Here is a 22,692-nt window from a genome sequence, read left to right on the forward strand (position 1 = left end):
CGCCCCCTTCTTCAATTTTGGCTGCAATTTTCACAAGGCTTTAAGTTTTTATCTCAGGAAGCGGCGTTGCTCCAGAAGTCAGCACACCGCAAAAATTGCCTGTTTTCACTGATCCCCGTATAATCCTGAGGTCAATTCTCGTAAAGAATCGAAAATTCTCGTCCGTTCCCTGGAAACTACAATGCGTCTTCGATTGCCAAGACCTTACACCATTCTGATTACTCGAACAGGTGAGACACCCATCGCAATCAGCCTCCGTCCTTTTCCCATCGTATTAGTAGGACTTGCGCTGTCTTCCTTGCCCGTTGTCTGGGTGGCAAAGCTAATTGGAGACAATGAGCAACTCACCCAGCGAAATGAAAATTTGACTGAAACGGCCAGTGAGGTTCTTCTAGAGCTAGAGACGCTAGATTCCGAGGTGGAGGATTTACGAGAAAGAGCTGGCCTACCTGAAGAGGGGACTCCTCCCTCACAGTCTGTCCTTGAGCGATCGCAGGGCGGTATTGAGCAGCCTGCCGATGCAGAGCGTCTTTTTCAGATGGCTCAGACTCGTTTGCCTCAGATCGATCTTGAACTTGAAGCTCAGGTCCGACCCGCTTTAGAAGATACACTGGCAGAAGAATCTGCTCGGGCCGCAGCTCTGCCGAATGCTAAGCCCCTGAAAGGTAATTTGGACGTCTCCTCAGAGTTTGGCATCCGGCGTAACCCGTTTGGCGGATTTAATTATGAGATGCACAGCGGTATTGACTTTCGTGGCCCTGTCGGAACGCCTGTTTATGCCACTGCAGACGGCACGGTGATTCGAGCTGAACATTCTGGTGGATATGGTAAGCATATTGTTATCGATCATGGCTATGACTACGAAACCCTGTATGCTCATCTGTCTAACATCCAAGTTCAAACGGGCGATCGCATCAAACGAGGAGACTTGATCGGTGCCCTGGGCAGTACTGGACGATCCTCCGGCCCTCACCTACACTACGAAGTTCATCGCGATCATAAACCCATTAATCCCAGGTACTACCTGCGTATAGAGGAGTCAGTCGATTGAAGAGTCGGCGGAAGGACGAGTAGATGAGACGCTTTCTGAAAGCTTGTTTGCTAATTATTTTTTGCGGGTTTCTTCTAACCGCGTTGCCTGCGCTGGCGGAGACTGAAGTCGATGATGTGCCTCGCCCTTCCTTGTCTGAGGGGCTGAATGTCACAGATATTCCGGCTGAGAAAGTTGATCAATTTGTCACAGCGTATCTTCATGTTGTGGATCTGATTGACGATCGCAGCGAAGACTTGCAGCGAGCAGAAACCGAAGCAGAATTCTTGCAGCTACAAAGGACAATTGAGGCCGCTGCTTTCAACCTAATGCAGGAGGCTGGGTTGACACGAGAAGAATACTTTCAGTTGCTGGGCCTAGCGAATGCCGATATAGAGTTTCGCGATCGCGTTTTAGCGCAAATTGAGGAACGCGATCGCTGATCTGATTCTGGTGGAGGTTACGTTACTCTGCAAGAAGTCGAAACCTGATGTCCTCTAACCTCGATCCTGTACAGACGGTTTTTGAGTCGCGGTTAGCTTATTGCTTCGTTCCAGAATTCCATGCCCTTCAGTGATATGACACAAGAAACCGTTTTTAGCGAATCCGCTCAGCAATACGGTGATATTGCGATTGCGCGTGCAGCATCTGATCCTTTCGAGAAATGGCCGAACCAGACGGATAACGCCTATCTAATTCATCTCGAACATCCAGAATTTACAGCGTTGTGTCCCCGGTCTGGATATCCAGATTTCGGGACCATGGTGGTGGATTATCAGCCTCGTGACTGGGTCGTAGAGTTAAAAGCATTCAAGCTTTACATCAACGCTTATCGAGATCAGCGTATTAGCCATGAAATGGTCACCAATGAAATCGCGGATCGCCTTTGGCAAGAGCTGAATCCAGTGGGCCTGCGGGTCATTGGCGATTTTACACGGCGGGGCGGAGTTAAAACGGTGATCACCGTTATCAAAGGAGACGATGGTCTCTTTGCTCCTTACTCTCCCAACCTTCTTTGACGGGCAATGGATCTGCTGCATGCTATAGACGATTTTGATATGGACAACGCCTTGGTCGCAGGCGCTGCTCCTGACTATTGGTATACGGGGCGATGTCCTCGTACAAGGGAGCTTTTGCGTTTACCTCGGACTGCTCAAGCTAAAGCGATCGCCCAGAGGTTAATGCAATCCTTAGCGACCCAATCGTCTTACTCAGCAGAAGGGAAAATGTATGGTGTTTTGGTTGTTGAAACACTAAGCGGCAAGCTAGGTGTGCTTCAGGCTTTTTCAGGATTATTGCAGGGAAAAAGTATTCAAGCGGGTTGGGTGCCGCCTATTCCAGGTCGCCTACAGGTCGCTTTTTTAGAAAAGCAAACGTTAGATCAGTTGAATGCTCTAAAACAGCAAATTGTTGACCTCAAGCAACTGCCTGAGCGAACAACATTCGCAACGCTGTCGCAGCAGTATGCTGAGCAGCTGCAAGCCTTATCTGAAAAGCACCACCAGCGTAAGCAAAGCCGTGATCGTCAACGCGAATATGGTGCCAAAACTTTGCAGGGAGACGCATTGGAGAAGGGTCTCAAAAATCTTGTTCGGCAGAGTCAGGAGGACGGGATTGAGCGAAAACGGCTCAAACGAGAACGCGATCAGGCGCTAAACCCCCTTAAAGAGGCGATCGCCCTAGCCGACCAACGGATTACCCAATTGAAGCAGCAGCGCAAATCCCTATCCCGTCAGCTGCAAGCGCATATGCACGCAGCCTACAGCTTGACTAACTTTGCGGGTGAAACGGCCTGCATAGAGACGTTTCGGGCAGCAGGATTACCCACAGGAACCGGGGACTGTGCTGCTCCCAAACTTCTACACTATGCAGCTGCTCATCATCTGAAACCTGTAGCGCTGGCTGAATTTTGGTGGGGACCTTCCCGAGGAGACAAACAGCCAGGACAGTTCTACGGCGCTTGTGTAGAGCGGTGTCAACCGATTATGGGATTTTTGCTATCAGGGCTTCCCCAAGCCTCCACTCCGCCAGGTCGGTCAGACATCACTCTCCCTATTCTGTATGAAGACGATGAGCTGATCGCAGTGGACAAACCCACAGGTTTGCTATCAGTGCCGGGGCGGACGAGCGATCTTCAGGATAGTGTCCTTAGCCGCCTCCGCTGCCAGTTCGCTCAAGCTGATGATTTAGCTGCGCCCCATCGTTTAGATAAAGGGACCTCAGGCGTTTTGATCCTGGCCAAAACGCGAGAAATTCACCGTTTGCTCAACCAGCAATTTGCTCAGCGTCAGGTTAGCAAAGTTTACGAGGCTATTCTCAGTCACCGGGTTGAGTCAGAGCAAGGCACTATTGATTTGCCCTTATGGCGAGATCCCTGCGATCGCCCCAAACAATCTGTCAATTTCCAGCGGGGAAAACCCAGCCTGACTACGTTTCAGATCTTGGAACCGAGCGAGACTCCTCGCGTTTGTTTCAGACCACAGACGGGGCGTACTCATCAACTCCGTGTCCATGCCGCCGACCCTAACGGACTCAACGCTCCTATCTTGGGCGACACCCTGTACGGAGCCAAAGACCAAACCTGCCGCCTTCATCTCCATGCCAAGTCGCTTGAACTAACTCATCCCCTAACCCAACAAAGCCTGAAGTTGGTGTCCAAAGTTCCTTTTTAAGGACTTCAGGTCGACCAGTCGCCTATCTACCCACCAATCTGCGACATGGTACGGCTATACGCTCCAGTTGTCCCCGATTCTCTCATTTTGAAGTTGATTTCCGGTTTAGCGTCAACGAGGTGAGCGACTTGATCGCGAATCTTGGCTAGCGGTACGTCTCCTCGCAAGAGTTCGCGCAGGTTAATCTGTCCTGTTTCGTTCAACAAACAGGGGCGTAACCAGCCATCTGCTGAGAGACGCATTCGGTTACAGCGATCGCAAAAGCACTCCGACATCTGACTGATGAAGCCCAGCGTTCCTTGAGCGCCGGGAATTTGAAAAACGTCAGCTGGGCCATTTCCTTGAACAGTCCCTTCAATCAGCCCCCAGCGATCGCGAATGCGCTGTCTCAGGTCCTCAGACGCAATCCAGCCCCGATGTTGAAACAGGTCGCCGTTACCGATGGGCATGAATTCAATAAAGCGAACATGCCACTCTCGGTCTATCGTCAGGGCAGCCAGATCTAGAATTTCACTATCGTTAACCCCAGGAATGACCACAACGTTCAATTTCAAAGGGGAAAAGCCAATTTGGTGAGCCTTTTGAAGGCCTTCCCATACTTCATGCCAGCGTGATTTGCCTCGACCACCAATGATGGCTTGAAACGTGTCTGGATCAAGGGAATCCAAGCTGATGTTAATGCGACGTAGGCCGGCTTGCCAGAGGGCATCGGCTTTCTTAGCGAGCAGGAAAGCATTGGTCGTCATCGCCAAATCCTGAGTCTGAGGTAGACCTGCGATGTCTGCCACGATTTCAACAACATCAGGCCGCAGCAAGGGTTCCCCGCCGGTCAACCGAAAACGTGTAAAGCCCACCGGAATGAATACGTTCTGCAGCAGCGATCGCAGCTCATCGCGTGTTAACCAATCTTGTTGTAGAACATAGGTCAGGTCTGCTCCCTCCGGCATACAGTACTGACACTGAAAGTTGCAGCGATCAATCAGGCTGATACGAAGGTAGTCGATGGTATTCATAGAAACGGGCAAATCCTGAAAGCCAATACACTGGACGAGGATATCAACCGCATTGCGATCGCCCTCACTTTAACAACAGTTTAATTGCCAAAGTATGTTACCAGATACGACGAATGCGTCTCGCCCCCAATCTGGCTACACCCTGCCGGTTTTTGCTTGTGCTAGTGCGATCGCAGCGCTTCAGCACTTGATGTCTCCCGATAAGCCCGTCAAGTCCGTTGCTGTTGACCTAATCAACCCTACTGCTGTAGTCGATATTCCTATTGAACAGGTCGCTAGCTTGCCCAACGGCTCTACTTTAGCGATTACTCGCTGTGAGCCTGGCGATAACCTTGACATTACCCGTAATACCCCTATTTGGGCGATCGTGGAATGGGGGACAGACGATCAGGCAGAGCGCGTTTGTTTGGCAGGCGGGGAAGGACTGGGGCGTCAAATTAATGCTGGCAATCAAGCCGCCATTTATGCCTATGCCAGAAAGCTGGTGGTCAAAAATTTGGCATCCTGGTTACCCGAGAATCGCACTATACGAGTCACGATTGTTTTGCCAGAAGGGCGATCGCTAGCACTCAGAACCTCTAATGCTGCCTTTGGGGTGGTGGATGGCCTGTCTCTGTTGGGTACCTCAGGCATCTCGGAACCCCTGAGCGCCCCTGGTCAGCTTGATGCCTTTCGCCAGACTGTCAGGGACAAAGCCAGGCAGTTCGACACGCTGGTTTTCTGTGTAGGAGAGAACGGCTTAAACCGCGCACTTACCTTAGGAATTAATGCTCACCAGCGCATTAAAACCGGCAATTGGATCGGACCTCTGCTAGTAGAAGCGGCTGTATGTGATGTCAAAAGAATTCTCTTACTGGGTTACCACGGCAAGTTGATCAAGCTAGCTGGCGGCATTTTCCACACGCATCATTCTGTGGCAGACGGTCGCCAAGAAATTTTAGCGGCGATCGCTGCTGCCAAAGGACTCCCCACTGAAGACGTTCAGTATTTGCTGTCGGCGGCAACTGTCGAGGCTGGGCTGTCCCATTTACGTCATCTGGAGACGACCTCCCAGTCAGCGTGGGTGCAACTCATCTATCAATCTCTGGTTCAGAGAGTAGATGACCGGGCAATGGCCTATGTACAGAATTACGGTGATCGCAACCTTACAGTCGGGACCACAGTATTTGATCGACAGCGGCAGTTCATTGCTTCAAGCGATCGCGCTCAAGCAATCTTGCAGTCTCTTTTGGTAAGCTAGTGGGAATAAAATTTCTCAGGCTTTACTACGCAATTTTTCGTAGCGGTTCAGGCGCGCAAGGACTCGGCGATTTCTCTAGACTTCACCAAAAGTTCTTAGACGATATTAATGACCTTTGCATCCTTACTATTTCGATTCCGTACTATTTCGATAGTGTTGTACTGAACTCTTTATAACAGGAATACTTAGCGTTTCGAGCAATTAAACAATTACAGGATTTCTGCCGTGACTCTTCAAACTCAAACCCCTACACCCTCCGATGAGATCAAAGTAGATTCGTTAGACAGACAAATGTTGGTGATTCTCGATTTTGGCTCTCAATATTCGGAGTTGATTGCTCGACGCATTCGCGAAACGGAAGTTTACTCAGAGGTGTTGTCCTATCGCACTTCTATAGAGCAGCTGAAGCAGCTCAATCCTAAAGGCATCATCCTGTCTGGAGGGCCTAGCTCAGTCTATGACGAGGGTGCACCCCATTGTGATCCGGCGATATGGGAGTTAGGTATTCCTGTGTTGGGCGTTTGCTATGGCATGCAGCTGATGGTGCAGCAGTTGGGCGGACATGTCGAACGGGCTATTCGAGCAGAATATGGCAAAGCCTCTTTATACATCGATGATCCAACGGATTTGTTGACCAATGTTGAGCATTGTTCAACGATGTGGATGAGCCATGGTGATTCTGTGACTCAGATGCCAACGGGTTTTGAAGTCCTTGCTCATACGGACAACACGCCAAGTGCTGCGATCGCCGATCACGAGCGCAAGTTTTACGGTGTTCAATTTCACCCCGAAGTCGTTCATTCCGACGGTGGACAAGCGCTGATCCGTAATTTCGTCTATCACATCTGCGATTGTCAACCTACTTGGACGACTGAAGCCTTCATTGAAGAGGCGGTACGGGAAGTGCGAGCCAGGGTAGGCGATCGCCGGGTGCTGTTGGCCCTTTCCGGGGGAGTGGACTCTTCAACGCTGGCTTTTCTCCTAAATAAGGCCATTGGCGAAAACCTTACCTGCATGTTTATCGATCAGGGCTTTATGCGGAAAGGTGAGCCGGAGCGCTTGGTCAAACTGTTTGAGGAGCAGTTTCACATTCCGGTGAGCTATGTCAATGCTCGCGATCGCTTCCTAGAACAGGTGAAAGACGTGACGGATCCTGAGATTAAGCGTAAACGTATTGGGCATGAATTCATTCGTGTGTTCGAAGAAGAATCTCGTCGTTTGGGTCCCTTTGACTATTTAGCTCAGGGAACGCTTTACCCTGATGTTATTGAGTCCGCAGACACCAATGTCGATCCCAAAACGGGTGAACGAGTAGCCGTCAAAATTAAGAGTCACCACAATGTCGGCGGTCTGCCCAAAGACCTGCAATTTAAGCTGGTCGAACCACTCCGCAAACTATTTAAGGATGAAGTGCGGAAGCTGGGGCGATCGCTGGGGCTGCCTGAAGAAATTGTTCGCCGCCATCCTTTTCCAGGTCCAGGATTAGCAATCCGTATTCTGGGGGAAGTTACTGCCGAAAAGTTAAACATTTTGCGCGACGCCGACTACATCGTTCGTGAAGAAATTCGTAATCGGGGCCTATATCACGACTTTTGGCAGGCCTTCGCCGTGTTGCTGCCAGTTCGTAGCGTGGGTGTCATGGGCGATCAGCGAACCTACGCTTATCCTATTGTGCTCCGCTTCGTCTCCAGCGAGGACGGCATGACAGCGGACTGGTCTCGTGCTCCCTATGATTTGCTAGAAGCCATCTCTAATCGCATTGTCAATGAAGTCAACGGCGTCAACCGTGTGGTGTACGATGTCACTTCCAAGCCCCCCGGAACGATTGAGTGGGAGTAGATTGAACACAAACGGCAGTAAGAAACGGCAGTGAAGGCTTGGTCAAAATTCGATATATTCGCTGGATAACGATTGTTGTAAGGACTTCGCGCCCAGAGAAATTGCCACAAAATCTAATTTCTTTCTCTCTGTCCATAACATCTGCATAACCCTCATGGCAAAATCATTAGGGATAGCAGTCGTAGTCCAATTAGGGCAAGGCTGTACCTTGCTGTTGATGCTGTAATAAGCATTAGCTCCCGCTAATCCTTAGGGTTAGCGCTTATTCACTGCAAAGAACGGAAGTTGACCTCATGACGGCCACTATTCCAACTCTCTCCAGCCAGTACGATCCCTCTATGACTGAGGAGAAATGGCAGCAGCTTTGGGAAGATCAGCATGTCTTCAAGGCTGATCCTGAGCATCCAGGAGAACCGTTCTGTGTGGTCATTCCCCCACCCAATGTGACAGGCAGCCTACACATGGGGCATGCCTTTGAAAATGCGCTGATTGATACTTTGGTCCGCTATCAGCGTATGCAGGGCCGCAATACACTTTGGCTGCCAGGAACAGACCATGCCAGCATTGGCGTACAGACCATTTTGGAGCGAATGCTCAAGGCGGATGGTAAAACACTGGATGACTTGGGGCGCGATCGCTTCCTAGAGCGTGCTTGGCAGTGGAAGGAAGAATCCGGCGGCACGATTGTTGGACAACTTAGAAAGCTGGGTGTTTCTGTTGATTGGAGCCGTGAGCGCTTCACCATGGATGAAGGGCTTTCCAAAGCCGTCGTTTCGGCCTTTACTCGCTTGTACGATGAAGGGTTGATTTATCGCGGCAACTATATGGTGAACTGGTGTCCTGCCAGTCAGTCAGCGATTTCTGATGTGGAAGTTGAACCCACAGAGGTCAATGGCCATCTGTGGCACTTTCGATATCCCTTAACGGATGGCTCTGGCTTTTTGGAAGTTGCCACGACTCGACCAGAGACGATGTTGGGTGATACGGCTGTTGCGGTGAATCCAGAAGACGATCGCTACCGTCATCTCGTTGGCAGAACGCTAACTCTACCTATCATTGGACGAGAAATCCCCGTCATCGCTGATGAATACGTTGATAAGGAATTTGGAACGGGTTGTGTGAAAGTGACGCCAGCCCACGACCCCAATGATTTCGCTATGGGGCAACGCCACGATCTGCCCATGATCACGGTGATGAATAAAGACGGCACCATGAATTCTGAAGCTGGGCCGTTTGCGGGACAAGACCGTTTTGAGGCTCGTAAAGGAGTTGTCAATCGCTTAGAAGAAGAGGGGTTTTTAGTCAAAATCGAAGACTATCAGCACACGGTGCCCTACAGCGATCGCGGCAAGGTTCCTATTGAGCCACTGCTCTCTACTCAATGGTTTGTCAAGGTCAAACCTCTAGCAGATAAAGCACTAGACGCGCTAGACAACCACAACTCTCCACAATTTGTTCCAGAGCGTTGGACTAAGGTTTATCGTGATTGGTTAGTCAATTTGCGCGACTGGTGCATTTCACGTCAGCTTTGGTGGGGACATCAGATTCCCGCTTGGTACATCACGAGCGAAACGGATGGCGAAATTCGCGACAATACCCCATTTGTTGTGGCGGCCAATTTGGATGAGGCCAAGGCTAAAGCGATCGCACAGTTTGGCGAAAACATTACGCTAGAACAAGATCCCGACGTTTTGGATACTTGGTTCTCATCCGGTCTGTGGCCCTTCTCAACAATGGGTTGGCCTGATGAATCAACTAACGACTTTAAAACCTATTACCCCACGACGACTCTGGTAACGGGATTCGACATCATCTTCTTTTGGGTTGCTCGGATGACGATGATGGCGGGCCATTTCACGGATACCATGCCCTTCGAGACGGTTTACATTCACGGTCTTGTCAGGGATGAGAACAACCAGAAAATGTCGAAATCCAAGGGGAACGGTATTGACCCGTTGGTCTTAATTGGCAAATATGGTACGGATGCTCTGCGATATACCCTCATTCGTGAAGTGGCAGGTGCCGGGCAAGATATTCGTCTGGAATACAACCGTGCTACTGATGAATCTGTTTCTGTAGAAGCGTCTCGGAACTTTACCAACAAGCTTTGGAATGCTGCCCGTTTCGCCATGATGAATCTAGGCGGTCAGTCCCCTGCGCAATTGGGTAAACCTGATACTCAACATTTGGAACTTGCAGATCGCTGGATTCTATCGCGGTACAACGGCGTTGTTCAGCGCGTCCATGACTACATGGGTAAATATGGATTGGGTGAAGCGGCGAAGGAGCTATACGACTTCATTTGGGGAGATTTTTGTGATTGGTACATTGAGCTAGTCAAGGCTCGTTTGCAAGGAGAAGGACCTTCCAAGCGAGTCGCTCAGCAGACGTTGGCTTCTGTTCTCGATGGCATTCTGCGACTGCTACATCCCTTTATGCCGCACATCACAGAAGAAATCTGGCACACCCTGAATCAAGCAACGGATAACCAGTTTTTGGCATTACAAGACTATCCAATTGCTGACTTGCAGGCGATCGATGCCGAGCTGGAAAAAGACTTTGACTTGTTGATTGACACCCTGCGAACTATCCGAAACCTGCGAGCTGAGGCTGGAATTAAGCCTAACGCTCAGATTGAAACTATCCTGCAATCCGACAATCCCAAAGAGCGCCGAATTTTACAGTCGACTCAAAGCTACATTCAATCCCTTGGCAAAGTTGAAACGCTCACTGTTCAAGCGAGTCCAAAACTGACTCCCTCAAAAGCTGGTGATGCTACAGTCGTTCGTTCCGAAAACGTTGACTCTGAAAGCGTTCATCTTGAGGGCATGACAGCAGAGATCGTGGATTTCTGGATCACGATGCGTCCCCTTTTGGAAGAACCGCTGACTTATTTAGAGCGCTTCTTCAGTAATTTTCGTCGACCTATGACGTTTTTTCTGCTGCTGTTCGTTCTTGTGATTTTGCTACAGATTCTGCTTGCCGTTGCCAATACCCTCGACAGTATTCCGCTTGTTGCTCCTTTCTTGAAGCTGGTTGGCATAGGATACACTATCTGGTTTGTCGGTCAGAAGCTTCTGTATGCCGATCAGCGACGTCAAACATTGGCTAACTTTGATCGGTCTCGTCGAGAAATCGTCGGTGAAGCTAAGGAATGGTTGGAAAATCGTTCCACTACCGAGCCTTACTCAACGGAGGCGATCGCTCTTCCTGTGGCTCAAGAGGCGGCTGATACTGCCGAGCATGTGCAATCAACCGCACCGTCCGAACTGCCAGCTGAGCAGATAGAATCACCAGAACAAACAGAATCATCAAAATCACCCGTAAAAATGTTTGCGGGTGTAACAGGAACCGTACAGGTCCTCATTCCCTTAACGGGTTTAGTCGATGTTGACGCGCTTAAAGCAAAAATCGAGAAGGACCTCACCAAAGTAGAAGGTGAAATTAAATCTTTATCAGGACGATTAAGCAATCCAGGATTCGTGAACAAAGCGCCTGCAGAAGTGGTGCAAGGTGCTCGTGATGCGCTTGCTGAGGCTGAAACTCAAGCAAAAATTCTAAAATCCCGCTTGGAAATGCTGTAATTTCGTCAGAATTTCTTAGAGAGAAACCCCTTAAACGGTGAACTTTAGAGTGGTAGGTTTCTAGCTCAAGTCCCTCTGATAGGGATGCGGTATTTTCGATCTCATTTTTTTCTTTGCCTTCCAGATTCGCCCATGTAGAAGCGCAAACATTCTGTTCTTTACCAGGCTAGTAGTCCTCAAGGATGCATTGTTCTGGCAGAGAACTTGCTAATGAGATTGCCCTCATAGAGTGCTGAATCTAGAGTGCTAAATTTTCTTCTGATTCAACCGCACACCCTAGAGCTTTACCTACCGTAATTGTCTCAACACCCAAGGAAATCGCACGCCGCCTTATAGCTTTAGCCATCTAGGCTTGTGTACCCAATAGCATCCAAGTGCTTAGCCCATAGCTAGATGGCTCGCCGTCTTGTTCTAGCAAAACTGGCGACGGCTATAGATGAAGTTGGCTTAGCAGTTTCGTTCAGTATTTTTGCCGTCAAAGCTGCTCCACAGCTTCTATATGCTGGGAGAAAGCAGGGCTGCTTTTAGAACTGCTCTACCAACATCAGGTGTGATCCATTGAGTACTGAGACGATTCGTGGTTACTAGCTAACCTCCAGGGTTATTACACCGAAATTTGCATGAAATTCAGTATCGTCATTACGACACATAATCGGCTCGAATTTCTTAAACGAGCGATCGCATCTTCATTAAATCAGACTGTACCCTGCGAGGTTGTCGTGGTCGACGATGCCTCTACCGATGGAACTGAACGCTATGTTCGTGGCCTAGGTGATCAAGTTGTCTACCAGCGAAACTCGCAGAATCTCAACCATGCCGGAAGTGTCAACGCTGGAGTTCAGATTGCGACAGGAGATTGGATCAAATTTCTGGATGACGATGACTACTTAGCCGAAGACTGCATTGAGAAAATGCAGCAGGCGATCGCACGTCATCCGAAGGCGGTCATTTGCTCCTGTGGTTCCATTCAGGTGGATGAGCAAGGGAATGAACTCAAGCGCACAGGACTAATCGGTCCTAGTCAAACTTTCTTCATCCCAAAAGAGGCTATTCACTACGGCATGCTGCTTGAGCAAGCCCCCTTTGGGACTCCGGTTCAAGTGGCATCACTGCGGGATGCTTTTCTAAAAGCGGATGGTTGGGATACCACCATGACAACCAACTATGATGACATCGATGCCTGGATCAGAATTGCGGAACATGGCGATGCTCTCTTTCTCAGTGAACCTCTCGCCTATCGCACCCTTTGGTCAGGTGGCTTTGAACAGAAAAAAGATTTGCACTATCGAGTTGACCTGAATCTCACCATTAAGCAGCGGATCTATGAGCGCGTGAACGAAGAGTACCGGGCTAAATGTCCTTCGATGAAAGCCATTAGCCGCTATGTCCGTCTCCATTGGGGATTGGTTGCTTTACTACAGCGAAAATGGGCGATCGCGCGGACTTTGAGTTTTCCAGCTTGTCTCTATCCAAACGTTTGGAGCTTGTTTTGGCGTATTCGCCTAACCCGCCGTCGTGCATCAGGTGGTTTGGTGCCCAAGTTGAAGGTCTAAGTTTGGTGTCTACTGGGCGTTATTCCTGCTGAGAAGCCTTACTCATTTGAGTAAGGCTTTGTTTTTTAGTCAAGCTAATTCTCTAAGCCTAATTCTCGCTTAAGTAGACTGATTGATTTTTCACCGATGTAGTTATCGCAGACGATGATTTGAGGTGAGCGGATAAGATCTTCACGAGCACTAGAGATGGCTTGCTTTACATAGGGCAAACTCGTTTGGTCGAATACCACAATAGTCTGAGCACTGTGAACCAGAGCATTCAGCTTATAGGCGTCTTCTGTTTGAGCCGTCATCACTAAAATATTGTCTCCTCTTAGGCTGTAGGCGATGACTTCAGCTGCTCTAAGAATACCGGAGCTTAAACTGACCATTCCTAGACAGGTATCTTCTGGTAGGTCTTTCAGAAGCCCTAATTCACGACTGTAATCGTAGATATCGATAGGAATAACTCGAACTGATTTGGGTCCAGCGATCGCTTCAGCTTCGGCTAAGAAATATCGGCTAGTGACAACCGTTCCAGATCGAGCTTGAGCCAGAACGTCATCTAAATCTTCCAAAGCAACTAGCTGCACGGGAATATGAAGAGCCGCCTCTAATTCTCGAACGATCAGTTCGCCGGCTCCCAGATCCTGCTTTTGAACGGTGACCAAAACCCGAGCACTACATCTTAGTCGCCAGTCAACCTCGGCAAAGAAAAGCTCACGGGCTTGATTGAGGGAACACCCCTGCCGCAACAGCTCATCTAAAACATCCTCAACAACTTTGCGGGCTTTCGGAAACTTATCCCATAACCCGAGATGAGGACGTGAACTTTCTACTGAAGAATGTGCTCTAACATAGATGCCCGAACCTGGTTGGGCTTCAACAACTCCGGCTTCCTCTAATTGACGATAAACCTTGCTAATAGTGTTGCGATGCAAGCCCGTTTGCATGGCTAATTGGCGAGTGCTGGGTAACCGATAGCCCGGCGGAAATTGCCGAGATGCGATCGCAAACCACAGCTGGTCATACAACTGAGTCGATGCTGGAATCTCACTATCGGTCTGAATATGAAACTTAAGCACAACTGGCTCTCCCAATAAACGCCGAGGCAAGGGCAACTCTATAGAATAGGAAACTCAACTTTGGAGACTAGGGAAGTTAGCCTCGCTGACTTTAAGGCTGAATCACTTAGTCGAATAATTAATGTAAATTCAATAAAATTTGACACTTTTCTCTCAACAGATACTGAGTTTTTTGCCGGAGGGAGTGATTTAATCGTCCAACCAACCAGCGGTATCATCTGATGAATGTTGTGAACCGTGAAGCCAAGGCCGCCAACTCGGGTCAGCAGAGTTATCAGGGCAAGGCAAAACGTGGTGACCCAACACAATTGCGCCCGACTGTTCATCCAAGGAATTAATGGCTGCTGAAAGAGCTGCTTTCACTGCACCCGTCAGTCCTTTCACAATAACGCTGATACGTCCTGTGCCTGTGTTTTCAATCCCGACCACTTCTACTTCCGCAGCCTTACCCATGATATCGGCGACAACAAGTGCGGTTGGTATTCCGCAGGTTTCAATAATTCCAATTGCGTATTGCGCTCTTTTCAAACGTCTTCTCCGTGCGACTTCGCAATTCACCTACGCAGTTCACCTACAAAGAAATTATAAAAAGCCTTCGAAAGTCTCCTCAAACCTGCTTTTAATAAAATCGTTCGTACATGAAGAGTCGTTATGGCCGCTTCTCTGCCGATTGTTACAGCTACAGTTTATACAAATAGCGAAAATATCAGCGTTCCTGCTTACTTAGCACATCCTGTGAACGCGACTGGATGCCCCATTGTGATCGTTATTCAAGAGGTTTTTGGCGTTAATGCTCATATTAAAGATGTAGCTGACCGCATTGCCCACGAAGGCTATATCGCGATCGCGCCTCACATCTATCATCGTCAAGCGCCGGGGTTTGAGGTTGGCTATGGCGAGGCTGACCTAGCGCTAGGACGACAGTACAAAAATGGGACACGAGCCGATGAGTTGCTGAGTGATATCAGAGCTGCGATCGCCTATGGCCGCTCGAACTTTGATAGTAGGCTCAATAAGGTCGGTTGCATTGGGTTTTGCTTCGGGGGCCACGTTGCGTATTTGGCTGCCACGTTGCCTGATGTAGCGGCAACGGCCTCTTTCTATGGTGCCGGAATTTGTAGCTTTACTCCCGGTGGAACTACGCCAACGGTGTCTCGGACATCTGAGATTCAAGGCAAGGTGTATGGATTTTTTGGACTACAAGATCCGCTGATTCCAACCTCGGATATGGATGAAATTGAGGCAGCGCTACACCACTGCGGAGTCGATCATCAGATTTATCGATACCCCAACGCCGGACACGGCTTTTTCTGCGATCAGCGAGAAAGCTATGACCAATCCTCTGCTGAGGACGCCTGGTTCCACGTTCTGTCCTTATATGAAGATACGTTGAAGCCAACTCGACTCTAGGGAGAAGATACGCTGAAGTGATCTAGCTAGAAGCTCCAATAAAAAATAGAGAAGGTCAATATTCTATATACTGATTCAGGTGCATCTGTTCAGGAATCCGTAGTAACGACATTGTTGTCTCAGAAATTGGTCCATAGATTTGGAAACGAGCGTATGAGGCAACTTTCTTCGCGACTGGGAAATGGGACTGACGTTTGAAATGACTTCGATATCAAGCAAAGTTACAATAGCCCAGTTAAGAAATTTCCTTTAATCGCTGTGTCTATAGGCAAGTTCATTCCAAAAAGGATTCAGGATGCCTCGTCAAACTTATTCAGAACTCAAAGGTGAAACAGCTGAACTGCTTCAGCAATATCATCAATATAAACAGCCGAAACTACGCAACCGTTTAGTTAGTTTGAATTTGGGTTTGGTTCGTCGCGAGGCTCATCGTTGGATCCGTCAGTCTGATGAATCCTTTGATGACTTGATGCAAGTGGGCAGTCTAGGCTTGATTCGGGCCATCGAACGATTTGACCTCTCCAAAGGATATGCGTTCAGTTCATTTGCTATTCCCTACATTCGAGGAGAGATTCAGCACTATCTCCGCGATCGTAGTGCGACTGTCCGCATTCCTCGCAAATGGCAAAGTTTGGCACATCAGTCTCGACAAGCTATTCATACATTACGAACAGAGCTGAATCGTCAGCCTACCGAGCAAGAGATTGCTGGCTTTCTTGACATCTCCCTTGAGGAGTGGAGCGAGGTAAAGCTGGCTGTTCGCAATCGCTCCTTGCTGAGTCTGGATGCGCCTATGCTAGAAGAGGACTCAGATTCAGCTTCTCTGTCGGATGTACTGCCTGATCCTAAATATCGAAGCTTTCAGCTAGCAGAAGAAGATCGTATTCGGCTCCACCAAGCATTACAACAGCTTGAAGACAAAACACGCAGCATTTTAGAATTTGTATTCCTTCAAGATCTGACTCAGAAGGAAACTGCTGAACGACTTGGAATTAGCTCTGTGACGGTTTCCCGCCGAGTTAAGCAAGGTCTAAAGCATCTCAAGAGCCTAATGGTATCTTCGCCAGAAGACGAAACTGCTCAAAACGTTCCATCTGCTGAGAATTGAGCTATCTTTTAGGAACATTGGCGAAGGTGAGCTTGGAGGCAGCGTCATGGGCGCTATGGCATTTTTAATACTTTTAGGGTTAGGGATTTTATTATCCTTTCTGGGATGGCTTATTGGGACTATTGATGCCTTCCGGGTGAGTACCCTTTGGGGTGTCTTAGCCTTGCTAGTTCCTTTTGCAGTCTTGGTTTATGGTGTTAAATTCCAGAACCGAAAATGGGCGCGCAATAGCCTGATCATGAATTTGCTTGGATTAGGCAGTTCTTTGCTATCGCTTCCTCTATTGGGAGGGCGGCTAGCTCAACGAACTGCAGAATTGGAGCAAGAGGCTTTAGATGATCTCATGGTCGAGGAAGCCCCTCTGGATCCTGAAGCTACAGAGGACGGTGTAGCCGGAACTCCTGCCGAGGGAGAAGATGAAGCACTGTTCCAAGAGGCAATGTTGCCGGGTTTGCCTACGGCTGCTGAAATTGCCCGAGCGGAGCTATTGCCGTCAACTGATCCAAATGAGCGGATTAAAGAGATCGACCGCGAACGCACTGATCCCTATGCTTATGTTCCAATTCCTCCGGTAGTCCAATCACCCCCTGCGCCTGAAGATGCACCCAATAATGCTGGCTCTCCCCCTTCTCCTAATCAAGCGGGAGGCCAAGCCCAGCCTACTAGCCCAGGAGGAACGAATGCGACGGCTCCTGGCGGTGTTGCTGGTGAAGATGGGCAATCTCCTCCGGAAACATCACCGACTGAATCACTCCCCGTTCTACCGCCGCCAACCGTTACTGCGGCTCAAGTTGAAATTTCGGGTGTGGCTAACGTTGATGGCGAAAACTACGCTATCGTCAAAGCACCTGGTGAACCCTCAAGCCGATACGTAAAGGTCGGCGATCGCCTTTCAAACGGTACTGTCTTAGTCAAGCGCATCGAGAACCGACCGGGTGGACCCCTTCCGGTTGTTGTGCTTGAGGAAAGGGGCGAGGAAATTGCTTTACCCGTCGGTTCCAATGTGGGAAGTTCTGAGGAAACTGCCGCTGCGATGCCGATCTCTCCAGCGAACATAGCGGCTTTACCGGTCTTGCCCTAGTGGTCTGTCGAGCTTGAAAACATAGGTGTCGTAAATAATCTTCCTGTATTTGCCAGGTCGTTCTTGGGCTCAGCGTTTGATGAGTTCTCTACAGTCGCCGGATAAGGTGAACGCCATCATAGCCATCAATAGTCTTCAAAGACACTTTCACAGCTTCTTCACGAGCTGTGGGTATTGCTTTACCCACAAAGTCGGGATGAATTGGTAATTGGCGATGGCCTCGGTCGATTAGAACGGCTAATCGAATGGTATCGGGGCGGCCATAATCGCTGATAGCATTCATGGCCGCTCGAATCGTTCGCCCACTATAGATGACATCATCTACGAGTATTAGAGTTTTACTCGACAAATCGAAAGGGATATCTGTGCGTTCAGGGGTTCGAATGCCAATGCTGTCGAGATCATCTCGATAAAAAGTGATATCAAGCGTCCCTAGCGAAACAGCATGATTTTCTAGGTGCTGAATTTGATCAGCTAGGAGTTGAGCTAATGGGACGCCCCGGGTATGAATCCCAATCAAGACTAGATTTTCTAAGGAGCTGGTTCGCTCTACGATTTCTGACGCGAGACGATTAACGGTACGTCGAAGTTCATCGTTCGAGAGAATCTCAACAAAGCTAGCCATGTGATTTGCCCCCTGCAGATCATAGGTGTAAGCGATCGCGAATAGTTAGCCCGATTATGCCGAACAGCACCCAAATCAAAAATGTCCATTGAGTAAGATTTAGGCCTTGCCGAATAACTAAAGGGGAAATTGGACGCTTGGGATCGGCCAACAGTGGCTTTTCTTTTGGCTTGCCTTGATAGGTATTAACTCCCCCTAGTCGAACTCCCAAGGCGCTGGCATAGGCGCACTCACTCCATCCAGCGTTTGGGCTGGGATCTGCTGGCGCGTCTCGACAACAAATGCGCCATACGTAACTGGGATGACGGGAGAGCAAAGCCACAGTGAGCACAGTTAGACGGCAGGGAAGCCAAGTAGCAACGTCCTCACTTCGGGCACTAAACCACCCTAGGTACGTATAGGGTGCAGAGTGATATCCAATCATAGAATCCAGCGTGCTCAAGGCTTTGTATGCCATTGCTAAACCAACACCTGCTGCAGGCCCAATGGCTAAACCCACCACTGCATAAAACAGAGGAGCTACGACGCCGTCTGTGGTATTTTCGCTTATTGTTTCTAATACCGCTCTGAGAATTGCAGCCTCAGAAAGTCCCTCAGTGTCGCGCCCAACGTAAAGGCTGAGTCTAGCCTGAGCCTGTTGGATATCACCATTCTCTAAAGGGTGAAGAACATCTTCTGCGGCTTTGCGAAGGCTTCGTTCGGCAAAGCAGCTTGCCAAAATGACAATGGCAGTGCCGTGGCCTAAGACGGGATTCAGGTGGTTAGCTAGCGTGACTATGCTAATTGCGATCGCTCCACTGAGCAGTGGTAGTCCTAGCCCTAGGCCAATCCCAAACACCTTCTGAAGCAGCGGTAATTGAATGAACCGAAAAATAACTCGCTGATACCCTTGAATCGTCCATCCTATGATTTGCACAGGATGAATCCATTCCCAAGGATCGCCAACTACAAAATCAACAGCAGCAGCTCCTATCAAGACTAAAACGGCTTCGCTACACCACAAAACTTGCATTTTCTCCTTGAGAGGCCTGCCAACTGCGAGCGTCGTAATACAAATCTTCGAGGGAAATGCTATAGAGCGCTAGCTTTGTTTTTTCGTGAAGCCGCTTCCAAATGCTGACTGTGACCCAGTCTTCTGCTTGCTGTAAAGCTGAGTCATATTGGGGTAAAAGCATGGCCGTTTCACCTACCGCAGTTAATATCTCTCCCAACGAAATATCTGCTGCTGCTTTTGCCAATCGATAACCTCCTTGGGATCCACGAACAGACATTACTAAATTGGCCCGACGTAACTCTATTAATAGTTTCTCTAAGTAGGGTGCAGGCAAATTTTGTCGCTGAGCGATCGCGCTTACCGAAGATAAATTTTTCTCGGGTTGCAAACTCAAATCTAGTAAAGCCTTCACGCTGTAATGCCCCCGTTTTGTAAGTTTCATTGTGACCGCGAACTCCTCCATTGCAAAGGTTTTAATCGTCTCTCAACGTTTAGGAACTGTTCATACACAGCAAAATTGCATTTTGTCTACAGCATTAATTAGTGAAGTGAGTTCTGTTTTCAGTATTGACCAACAGCTTGTTCAATCTCAGTGATGGGGTGAAGTGATTCTTAGGAACTTTAGGCGAGTGACAAACCTTTGATTAGACCAGTTGGCATGAAATTCCGTATGACATCTCATTAACATTATTTATTGATTGGTAGTTGACGATTCTCTGATACCCCAGGAAACGTTTGTGATTCTACTGTTCATCTTTTAGATTCTGCGGTATTATTCTTGCTCAAACTGATTTGTTTGATTGGACAACCAGTCAAAAAATATTTTTTTCATAGTTGACGATAATGCTAAGAAACACAATTTGGAGGATCTGTTTTCTAGTTTTAGGATTAGAGTTAACGTCGATGGGACTTAGCTTGCTTGTTTGGGTGAATCCTTCGTCACACACGCTGAACTGTTGTAGATTGCGGGACGTCAATGATGGCTGAAAAGCAAAAGGTTGAAATGTTGACTGGACAGGCTCTTGTGCAAAAGGTGAAAGAGCTAGAAAACTATACCAAAGAAGAAAAAGCCAAGGCCTGTGGTTACTACACCATTACTAAAAATGGCACAAAGCGTGTCAACATGATGAAATTCATGAACGCGCTGATTGCAGCTGAAGGCATTGAACTGGATAGTGAACAAAGTGCAAACGGTCGAGGAGGCCGTAGTGCTAGCTATCGAATTACAGTTCAATCCAACGGCAATTTGTTAATAGGGGCAACTTATACTAAGCAGATGGGGTTGCAACCGGGTGATGAATTTGAGATTTCACTAGGTCGCAAACATATTCATCTCAAGCAGCTAACTGATGACGAAGAAGGTTTAGACGATTAAGACGACGATAATACCGCCTCACCTTATTGCCAATGAGTGACTCCTGAAATTGATTTGCGTCTAAACCGTATCTTGAATACAAAAGCGAGAAAAATATCTGGATCCTAATTCAAGCTTTCTTGGGATTCTTTTTCAGAGAACAGGGACAAATTTTCAATCCTTAAAGGTACGGCATATTTTTCAATGTCATTGTCCGTAATCTTTGAAGTTGGTATTGCTTAGATCGATGTTCATAACATTTATTCTTAAAGCTTACGCAAAACTTTCATATTCATAGTGAGTACTACTCACCTGTGCTGAACTGAGATTGTTTCAAGTGTCGTCATTACAGGTGATCTTAACGATTTGGTGCATATGAACTGCTGACAGGTAAGTTCTGATCAGTAGTAAAGACGGTATTTTAGGAGGACGAAATACTATGCAATAGATTTCGTCGTTTTTCGGCAGTTCTCGATATAATCCTTTATCTCTCTAATGTGTCTGCTTCAGAATTAATATGGCCATACCGTTCATCCTGGAGATTGCAATTGGGCTTGTCTTCATTTATCTGACTCTGAGCCTTCTTGCGAGTGAGATTCAAGAGATTATTGGAACGCTCCTCCAATGGCGAGCAGAGCACTTAAAGCGCTCAATCGAAGTTCTGATTGCAGCCAACGATAAAGAAAGTCGGGCGGCTGCCCAAACATTTGCTGACCGCCTATATGACACTCCCATTCTCCGTAGCCTCAATCAAGAAGCAACGGGACCGATCGCCCATTTCTTTAGAGTCATTAACCAGATCGTTGGAAAGCTATATCGAACCGTTACCCAGACTCGTAATGTATTCGGCAATAAAACGAGCGGACCTTCCTACATTCCAGGAAAAACTTTTGCCCAAGCGCTGCTTGACAGTATCCAAGTTGAAGATCTGAGAAAGGTTTTATTAGAAAGTCGTCTCGTACAGTTTCTTGAAGAGAAGCTCTTACTGCCGCTCAATCATATGGTGAACGATTTAAGGGCGAGCACAGCCAACGAATTTCTGTTGAACATAGAATTTAGGGAACTAGAACAGTCAATTACCCAACTGGTTGAGGACTTTAAAGAGAAAAGAGCAACATTATCTGAAACCATTGATCGCCTACTTGATCGATTTGATACCTTCGCTGATTCAGCCCAGGACGTTTTACCAGATAATCATCCTCTCACTGAAACCTTCATGCGGCGGCTAAAGTACTTACGAAATCGTCTAGCTAGCACGACCTTAGACAAGGCAGCTCTATTGAAAACGATTCAGCCTAGCTTGGATGAACTGGTGTCTGTTTTAGATGAAAACAGTATTGTTTACAGAGAGCTAAAGGGACTGGCCGGCAAAGATAATAAGACAGCTAGAAGGATCTTCGAGAGAATGAAGACACAACCGTTGCCTGAAAGCCTGAAACAAAGCTTGGCTTCATTGGCAGAAAAGGCGGGCAGTTCGCTGGCAGCTAAAGCCAGCGACACTGTGCTGAATGCAGTACAGAACTTGTCAGAGGAGCCAGTGGCGAACCTGAAAATTTATTTGTCCGATGTGGAAAGTGACGTCAAGTCTTTGGGACTAGAGATTGAGAATTGGTTTGATCGGGGTATGGATCGGGCTACGGGCGTATACCGCAGAAATGCTAAAGCCGTCAGCATATTGATTGGCATTGCGATCGCGATTTCCCTCAACGCTGACTCGCTTCATATCCTAGATCGTCTTTCCCGAGACCCTGCCGTGCGTAGTGCCATTAGCCTGGCTGCGGAAGAGGTTGCTGCATCTAATCCTGATGCAGCCTCTCTGGAGCAATTGGAAGAGCAAGTCGATCAGGCTCTGAGTGGTTTGCCAATTCCTTTAGGCTATGGTGACGCCGTCGTTGCAAAGCAACAGGAATCTCAGCAATCTTGGTTTATTCCTTTTATTCCCAGAAGAGTCCTCGGGTGGATTATCACGGGTTTTGCGCTTTCAATGGGAGCAAACTTTTGGTTTAGTTTGCTGAAACGGGTTGTCAATGTTAGAAATACCGGCAGAGAAGAGGGCACGGATCGGGCCGTGCAGCGTTAACCGTATTGCAGTCAAGACAGAGCATTGAGACAGGCGAACTTGATG

At 48.3% G+C, this 22,692-nt stretch carries 19 protein-coding genes; 13 read left to right on the top strand and 6 right to left on the bottom strand.

The features are described from left to right. Positions 1–181 precede the first annotated feature (181 nt). The 4 genes from PN498_RS07820 (at position 182) to PN498_RS07835 (ending at position 3,702) form a co-directional block, all read left to right on the top strand. Complete coding sequence (locus tag PN498_RS07820) at positions 182–1,051, top strand: M23 family metallopeptidase (protein ID WP_272062162.1); 870 nt, start codon at positions 182–184, stop codon at positions 1,049–1,051. Positions 1,052–1,134: 83 nt separating this feature from the next. Continuing rightward, the gene (locus PN498_RS07825) at positions 1,135–1,473 is read left to right on the top strand and encodes a DUF4168 domain-containing protein (RefSeq protein WP_272062163.1); all 339 of its coding nucleotides are present in this window, start codon (positions 1,135–1,137) and stop codon (positions 1,471–1,473) included. A gap of 135 nt (positions 1,474–1,608) precedes the next feature. Continuing rightward, complete coding sequence (gene queF, locus PN498_RS07830) at positions 1,609–2,049, top strand: preQ(1) synthase (protein ID WP_272062164.1); 441 nt, start codon at positions 1,609–1,611, stop codon at positions 2,047–2,049. Positions 2,050–2,055: 6 nt separating this feature from the next. Further along, entirely contained in the window at positions 2,056–3,702 is a 1,647-nt protein-coding gene (locus tag PN498_RS07835; RefSeq protein ID WP_272062165.1) for a pseudouridine synthase, read from the top strand. Between the two features lie 26 nt (positions 3,703–3,728). Here PN498_RS07835 and moaA read toward each other — a convergent pair whose 3' ends face one another. Then, positions 3,729–4,715 (bottom strand): GTP 3',8-cyclase MoaA, encoded by a 987-nt coding sequence (gene moaA / locus PN498_RS07840; RefSeq protein WP_272062166.1) that lies wholly within the window; start codon positions 4,713–4,715, stop codon positions 3,729–3,731. A gap of 94 nt (positions 4,716–4,809) precedes the next feature. Between moaA and cbiD the strand changes: the two genes are divergently transcribed. The 4 genes from cbiD to PN498_RS07865 all read left to right on the top strand — a co-directional run bounded on the left by cbiD (position 4,810) and on the right by PN498_RS07865 (position 12,931). Further along, positions 4,810–5,955, top strand: coding sequence for a cobalt-precorrin-5B (C(1))-methyltransferase CbiD (cbiD, locus tag PN498_RS07845; RefSeq protein ID WP_272062167.1), 1,146 nt, complete (start codon positions 4,810–4,812; stop codon positions 5,953–5,955). A 225-nt stretch (positions 5,956–6,180) separates the two neighbouring features. Then, positions 6,181–7,794: a glutamine-hydrolyzing GMP synthase gene (gene guaA, locus PN498_RS07850; protein ID WP_272062168.1), complete on the top strand. Its 1,614-nt coding sequence runs from the start codon at positions 6,181–6,183 to the stop codon at positions 7,792–7,794. A 293-nt stretch (positions 7,795–8,087) separates the two neighbouring features. Further along, the gene (locus PN498_RS07855; protein WP_442951406.1) at positions 8,088–11,378 is read left to right on the top strand and encodes a valine--tRNA ligase; all 3,291 of its coding nucleotides are present in this window, start codon (positions 8,088–8,090) and stop codon (positions 11,376–11,378) included. A gap of 620 nt (positions 11,379–11,998) precedes the next feature. Continuing rightward, complete coding sequence (locus PN498_RS07865) at positions 11,999–12,931, top strand: glycosyltransferase family 2 protein (RefSeq protein ID WP_272062169.1); 933 nt, start codon at positions 11,999–12,001, stop codon at positions 12,929–12,931. 74 nt (positions 12,932–13,005) lie between these two features. Here PN498_RS07865 and PN498_RS07870 read toward each other — a convergent pair whose 3' ends face one another. After that, positions 13,006–13,995 (bottom strand): GntR family transcriptional regulator, encoded by a 990-nt coding sequence (locus PN498_RS07870; RefSeq protein ID WP_272062170.1) that lies wholly within the window; start codon positions 13,993–13,995, stop codon positions 13,006–13,008. A gap of 189 nt (positions 13,996–14,184) precedes the next feature. Beyond that, a complete protein-coding gene (locus tag PN498_RS07875) occupies positions 14,185–14,523 on the bottom strand; it encodes a BMC domain-containing protein (RefSeq protein ID WP_272062171.1) in 339 nt (112 codons plus the stop codon). A 123-nt stretch (positions 14,524–14,646) separates the two neighbouring features. On the opposite strand from PN498_RS07875, the gene PN498_RS07880 reads away from it, so the two are divergent. The 3 genes from PN498_RS07880 (at position 14,647) to PN498_RS07890 (ending at position 17,594) form a co-directional block, all read left to right on the top strand. Continuing rightward, positions 14,647–15,405 carry a dienelactone hydrolase family protein gene (locus tag PN498_RS07880; protein ID WP_272062172.1) on the top strand — a complete coding sequence of 253 codons (759 nt, stop codon included), beginning with the start codon at positions 14,647–14,649 and terminating at the stop codon, positions 15,403–15,405. A 295-nt stretch (positions 15,406–15,700) separates the two neighbouring features. After that, a complete protein-coding gene (locus tag PN498_RS07885; protein ID WP_272062173.1) occupies positions 15,701–16,513 on the top strand; it encodes an RNA polymerase sigma factor SigF in 813 nt (270 codons plus the stop codon). Between the two features lie 46 nt (positions 16,514–16,559). After that, positions 16,560–17,594 carry a hypothetical protein gene (locus PN498_RS07890; protein WP_272062174.1) on the top strand — a complete coding sequence of 345 codons (1,035 nt, stop codon included), beginning with the start codon at positions 16,560–16,562 and terminating at the stop codon, positions 17,592–17,594. Positions 17,595–17,682: 88 nt separating this feature from the next. Here PN498_RS07890 and pyrR read toward each other — a convergent pair whose 3' ends face one another. Genes pyrR through PN498_RS07905 form a run of 3 tightly spaced genes read right to left on the bottom strand, consistent with a single transcriptional unit; the run spans position 17,683 to position 19,655 of the window. Beyond that, positions 17,683–18,219, bottom strand: coding sequence for a bifunctional pyr operon transcriptional regulator/uracil phosphoribosyltransferase PyrR (pyrR, locus tag PN498_RS07895; protein WP_272062175.1), 537 nt, complete (start codon positions 18,217–18,219; stop codon positions 17,683–17,685). A 19-nt stretch (positions 18,220–18,238) separates the two neighbouring features. Next, complete coding sequence (cbiB, locus tag PN498_RS07900; protein ID WP_272062176.1) at positions 18,239–19,231, bottom strand: adenosylcobinamide-phosphate synthase CbiB; 993 nt, start codon at positions 19,229–19,231, stop codon at positions 18,239–18,241. Further along, the gene (locus PN498_RS07905; RefSeq protein WP_272062177.1) at positions 19,212–19,655 is read right to left on the bottom strand and encodes an Rrf2 family transcriptional regulator; all 444 of its coding nucleotides are present in this window, start codon (positions 19,653–19,655) and stop codon (positions 19,212–19,214) included. The genes cbiB and PN498_RS07905 overlap by 20 nt, the downstream gene beginning before the upstream one ends. A gap of 537 nt (positions 19,656–20,192) precedes the next feature. On the opposite strand from PN498_RS07905, the gene PN498_RS07910 reads away from it, so the two are divergent. Beyond that, a complete protein-coding gene (locus tag PN498_RS07910; protein WP_272062200.1) occupies positions 20,193–20,588 on the top strand; it encodes an AbrB family transcriptional regulator in 396 nt (131 codons plus the stop codon). Between the two features lie 496 nt (positions 20,589–21,084). Continuing rightward, on the top strand, positions 21,085–22,647 hold the full coding sequence (locus PN498_RS07915; protein WP_272062178.1) for a hypothetical protein: 1,563 nt from the start codon (positions 21,085–21,087) through the stop codon (positions 22,645–22,647). Positions 22,648–22,692 lie beyond the last annotated feature (45 nt).

It is taken from the genome of Oscillatoria sp. CS-180 (genome assembly GCF_028330965.1).
In the GTDB taxonomy this organism is placed as follows: domain Bacteria; phylum Cyanobacteriota; class Cyanobacteriia; order Phormidesmidales; family Phormidesmidaceae; genus Halomicronema.